Raw genomic sequence first — 4637 nt, 5'->3', positions numbered from 1 at the left:
CATCCTGACAACAAACAAATGTTGCCAAAGGAATCCCAACCAGCAATCCAAAAGGACCACCAGTCCGGGGTATAAATCATAATTGGCACTGGCTTATCAAGCACCCTGTTGAGTTCTCAAAGAACAACCACACACCGATCAAAAGCCCCACTCCCTGGGACCCCATCTCGGGGCTTTCCGTACCGTGTCCCTGACGCTCATCTGGCGTCAGGCACTTTTACTACGTTACCCGCCGGTTTCCGCCGTGTCAAACCGCTGTTTTCGCGGTCTGTCGTGCGTCACTCCGTCATGCGGGCACCATGTCTCGACCGGCTTGCGCCGCCCTCATCATGGATTCGGCAGGCCGGCCGCCGCGGTTTCCCGCGAACTCGCCCGGCGCCCTGCCGGTCGTTAACCTTACCCGGTCGGTTCCGCCTCACCAAATCCGCCTCGCGGCGACTCTGGGGCCCCACCCGGTACCAGGTCTGAGAGGTGCAACCCCTCCGACCCGGTGGTCTTCACCGCGCTCCGGCCTCTCAGACTTTCGCCTGTTTCGTCCGTTCCGCGCTGGCAGAGAGAAAGTTACGCGTCCGGCGGGATGATCGTCAAATCCGCCGGACGCGTCCCCCGTCACACCGTTGACAGGTACCTATTCGCGCAGCTCAACGCCCGCGAAGGAGCGCTTGCCGCGGCGCAGCACCAGGTACCGCCCGTGCAGCAGGTCGGCCGGTGACACCGTGGCGTCCACCTCGGCCACCCGGTTGTTGTTGACGTAGGCGCCGCCCTCGGCGATCACGCGACGGCCCTCCTTGTGGCTGGGCACCAGGCCGGAGTCGCGCAGCAGGCCCGCCACGTCCGGCAACTCGCCGGCGAGCTGCACCAGGCCGGCCTCGGTCAGCGCCGCGCGCAGCGTCTCCGGGGCCAGCTCATCCAGTGAGCCCCGACCGAACAACGCCTGGCTGGCGGCGATGGCCTGCCGGGTCTCCTCCGGCCCGTGCACCAGGGTCGTCAGCTCCTCGGCGAGCGCCCGCTGTGCCAGCCGGGCTGCCGGCCGTTCGGCGGTCGCCTTCGCCAGTTCCTCCAGCTCGTCACGCGACCGGAAGCTGAAGTACCGCAGGTAGCGGTCGACCTCCCGGTCCTCGACGTTCAGCCAGAACTGGTAGAACGCGTACGGGCTGGTCAACATGGGGTCGAGCCAGACGGCGCCGCCCTCGGTCTTGCCGAACTTCGTGCCGTCGGACTTCGTGACCAGTGGCGTGGTGAACGCCTCCACCGGCCCGGCCCCACGCCGCCGTACGTAGTCGACGCCGGCGGTGATGTTGCCCCACTGGTCGGAGCCGCCGAACTGGAGCTGGCAGCCATGCCGGCGGTGCAGCTCGAAGAAGTCGTTGGCCTGCAACAGCTGGTAGCTGAACTCGGTGAAGCTGATTCCCGTTTCCAGCCGGGCCCGCACCACCTCCCGCGCCAGCATCTTGTTCACCGGGAAGTGCTTGCCCACGTCGCGGAGGAACTCGACCACCGACATCTCGCCGGTCCAGTCCAGGTTGTTCACCAGTCGCGCCGCGTTGTCGCCGGTGTACGACACGAACGGGGCCAACTGCTCGCGGATCCGCGCGACCCAGCCGGCGATCACCTCGGGCGGGTTGAGCGTCCGCTCGGCGCTCTCCTTCGGGTCACCGATCTGCCCGGTCGCCCCGCCGACCAGCAGCAACGGGCGGTGGCCCGCGAGTTGCAGCCGGCGGGCCATGGTGACCTGCATGAGGTGGCCGACGTGCAGGCTCGGCGCGGTGGGGTCGAAGCCCACGTAGAAGGTGGCGGCGTCCGCACCGTCGAGCAGCTCGCGCAGCTCGTCGAGGCCGGTCGAGTCCTGAATCAGGCCACGCCAGAGCAAATCGTCGGTCAGGGAGTCCCGCCCGGGCGGCGGAAGGCTGCTGTCGGTCACGGTCGCCAATTCTCCCCCATCCTCGGCACCGACCCGTACCGGGTTTCGCGCAAGCCGCCCCAGTTAGGCTTGCGCCCCGTTGATCGAGGAGGGTTTGCCGTGGAGATGCCGGACCTGACGGGTGGCTTCGTCGCCCTGCTCGGCCTGAAGTTCGAGGAGGCGACCGCCGACCGGGTCGTCATCGGCTGGCGCGTCCGGCCCGAGCTGCACCAGCCGTTCGGCATCCAGCACGGCGGGGTGTACTGCTCGGTGGTGGAGACCGCGGCCAGCGTGGGCGGCTCGCTCTGGCTGGGCGACCGGGGCACCGTCGTCGGCGTCAGCAACCAGACGGACTTCCTGCGGGCGGTCCGGGAGGGCGAGCTGACGGCGGTCGGCACGCCGGTGCACCGGGGTCGCAGCCAGCAGCTCTGGCAGGTGGAGATCACCGACGCCGACCAGCGGCTGGTCGCCCGCGGCCAGGTCAGGCTGCAGAACCTCTCCCCCGCCTGAACCGACGCACCCACGCGTCGCGGCGCGCCCGCTCAGCTGCGGGCCTCGTCCAGCACCGGCTCGGCGTCCTGGTCGACGTGCGCCTCGTCGGGGACCCGGCTCAGCCGTACCTCGGTGATCGCCCGGTGGTCGATGCCCGCCACCACCAGCACCCAGCCGTCCAGGGTTTCGTCCTCCCCCACGACGGTGGGGATGTGGCCGAGGCGGGCCAGCACCAGCCCGGCGACGGTGGTGTAGTCGCCGGCCGGCCGGGACGGCAGCTCGACGCCGATGTCCGGCAGGTCGTGCACCGGGAAGGTGCCGGGCAGCACCAGCGCGCCGTCGGGCTCGCGGCGCACCGAGTAGCCGTCCCGGTCGGTCTCGTCGTAGATCTCCCCGACGATCTCCTCCAGGATGTCCTCCAGCGTGACGATGCCGTCGACGGCGCCGCGCTCGTCCACCACCAGAGCGATGTGCTGGCGTTCGGCCTTGAACTGGCGCAGCGCGTCCACCACCGGCAGCGAGTCGGGCAGCAGCATCGGAGGGCGGGCGATCTCGTCGACCGGCCGGTCGTCCGGCACCCCCACCAAGTCACGCAGATGGATCACGCCGAGCGTGTCGTCCAGGCCGCCGTGGCGCACCACCGGTGCCCGGGAGTGCCCGGTGGCGGCCAGCACCAGTCGCGCGGACTCCGCGCTGGTCCCGCTGTCGAGCGTGAAGACCCGCAACCGGGGTACGAGGACGGCCCGCAACCGCCGGTCGGCGATCTCCACGGCGCCGGCGATGATGGTGCGCTGCTCCTTGGTGAAGCCATGGTTGCCGGCGACGATGTCGCGCAGCTCGTCCGGGCCGATCTCGTCCGGCTGGTGCTTCGGGTTGAGCCCGACCAGCCGGACCACGAGGTCGCTGGTGGCGCCGAGGGCCCAGACGGCCGGTCGGGTCACGGTGGCGAGCAGGTCGAGCGGACGGGCCACCAGCAGCGCCCACCGCTCGGCGGACTGCATGGCGATCCGCTTGGGGGCCAGCTCGCCGAAGACCAGAGTGACGAAGGTCAGCGCGAGGGTGACCACCACGATCGCCACCGTCTCGGCGGCGCCCCCGAACACCCCGAGCAGCGGCACGAGGGGCTTGGCGAGCGAGACCGCCGCAGCGGCGGAGGCCAGGAAGCCGGCCAGGGTGATGCCGATCTGGATGGTGGCCAGGAACCGGTTGGGGTCCTTGGCCAGCCGTGCCAGGGTGCGGCCGGCGCGGCTGCCGCGTTCCAGCCGCTGGAGCTGGCTGTCGCGCAGCGAGACTAGGGCCATCTCGCTGCCGGCGAAGGCCGCGTTGACGATCACCAGAACTCCGACCAGGGCCAGCTGGCTCCAGTAGCTCTGCACGCCCGGTTCTCTCCCCTCGACCCCGACCCGGCCGGCCGCGGTGGCCGGCCCGCCGCCGACCGTGGCCCGGGCGGCGTCGCCCCTCTGTGCCCCGCGGGCGGGCCGCGCAATCCTCAGGCCGGCGGGTCAGGCGGGCGCGGGCAGTTCCAGCACGTACGCGTCGCCCTCCGGGCGGAAGCCGAGCCGGTGGTAGTAGGGGGCGACCATGCCGGGCGGGCTGACCACCCGGCGGAAACCGCGGTCGGTGAACAGGCGGCTGCGCCGGTAGACGAACTCGCCGGGGGTGAAGTCGCGGAACGGCGGGGTCATGTAGTCCAGGTCGATCTGAGCCACCCCGCCGGCCTCGGCGTGCGAGACCACCACGCCGACCACCTCGTCGGCGCGGACCACCAGGAACGCCGACCGGTCGGCGGCGGCCGGGTCCCAGCGGAAGTCCGGGTTGAACCGGGCGATGTCGGCGGCGTGCACCCGCAGGGTGTGGGCCAGGAATGCGTCGCCGGTGCCCACCTCGACCACTTCGTAGGTCTGCGCGTCGTGCCGGGTGGCCAGCATCTTCCGCAGGTACCAGACGTTGATCACCGTGAGCACCACGTTCAGCCCGACCATGGGCCACACGTGCACGGCGGCGTTGTAGCCGATCAGGATGAGGCAGCCGAGCAGGTTGAGCGCGCGCAGCCGCAGGATGCGGGTCTGCAGCAGCGACCAGACCAGCAGCGCGGAGCCGGCCCAGCCGACGAGTTCCAGCCAGTTCACCCCGGCGGGGGTAGCCCCCCGCCGGCTCGGGCCGGTCGGCGGGACAGATCCACCGGCCGTCGTCCTTCGCCACGAGCGGCTCGCCCGCCCGCCCGCCCGCCCGGCGGGCGGGCGGG

The 4637-nt window shown here is 70.9% G+C and carries 4 protein-coding genes; 1 reads left to right on the top strand and 3 read right to left on the bottom strand.

Annotated elements, in window-relative coordinates:
- Nucleotides 1–628: 628 nt before the first annotated feature.
- On the bottom strand, nucleotides 629–1921 hold the full coding sequence (tyrS, locus tag ACWD5O_RS36920) for a tyrosine--tRNA ligase (RefSeq protein ID WP_354964326.1): 1293 nt from the start codon (nucleotides 1919–1921) through the stop codon (nucleotides 629–631).
- A gap of 105 nt (nucleotides 1922–2026) precedes the next feature.
- Here tyrS and ACWD5O_RS36915 point away from each other — a divergent pair, with 105 nt between their 5' ends.
- Complete coding sequence (locus ACWD5O_RS36915) at nucleotides 2027–2410, top strand: PaaI family thioesterase (RefSeq protein WP_208869982.1); 384 nt, start codon at nucleotides 2027–2029, stop codon at nucleotides 2408–2410.
- Nucleotides 2411–2442: 32 nt separating this feature from the next.
- On the opposite strand, the gene ACWD5O_RS36910 is transcribed toward ACWD5O_RS36915, so the two are convergent.
- Together ACWD5O_RS36910 and ACWD5O_RS36905 are read right to left on the bottom strand one after the other, a co-directional pair.
- Nucleotides 2443–3768 carry a hemolysin family protein gene (locus tag ACWD5O_RS36910; protein ID WP_354964325.1) on the bottom strand — a complete coding sequence of 442 codons (1326 nt, stop codon included), beginning with the start codon at nucleotides 3766–3768 and terminating at the stop codon, nucleotides 2443–2445.
- Between the two features lie 126 nt (nucleotides 3769–3894).
- Nucleotides 3895–4521 (bottom strand): hypothetical protein, encoded by a 627-nt coding sequence (locus ACWD5O_RS36905; RefSeq protein WP_387325540.1) that lies wholly within the window; start codon nucleotides 4519–4521, stop codon nucleotides 3895–3897.
- Nucleotides 4522–4637 lie beyond the last annotated feature (116 nt).

It is taken from the genome of Micromonospora sp. NPDC005161 (assembly GCF_053599855.1).
This window is presented reverse-complemented; position numbering and strand designations above follow the sequence as displayed.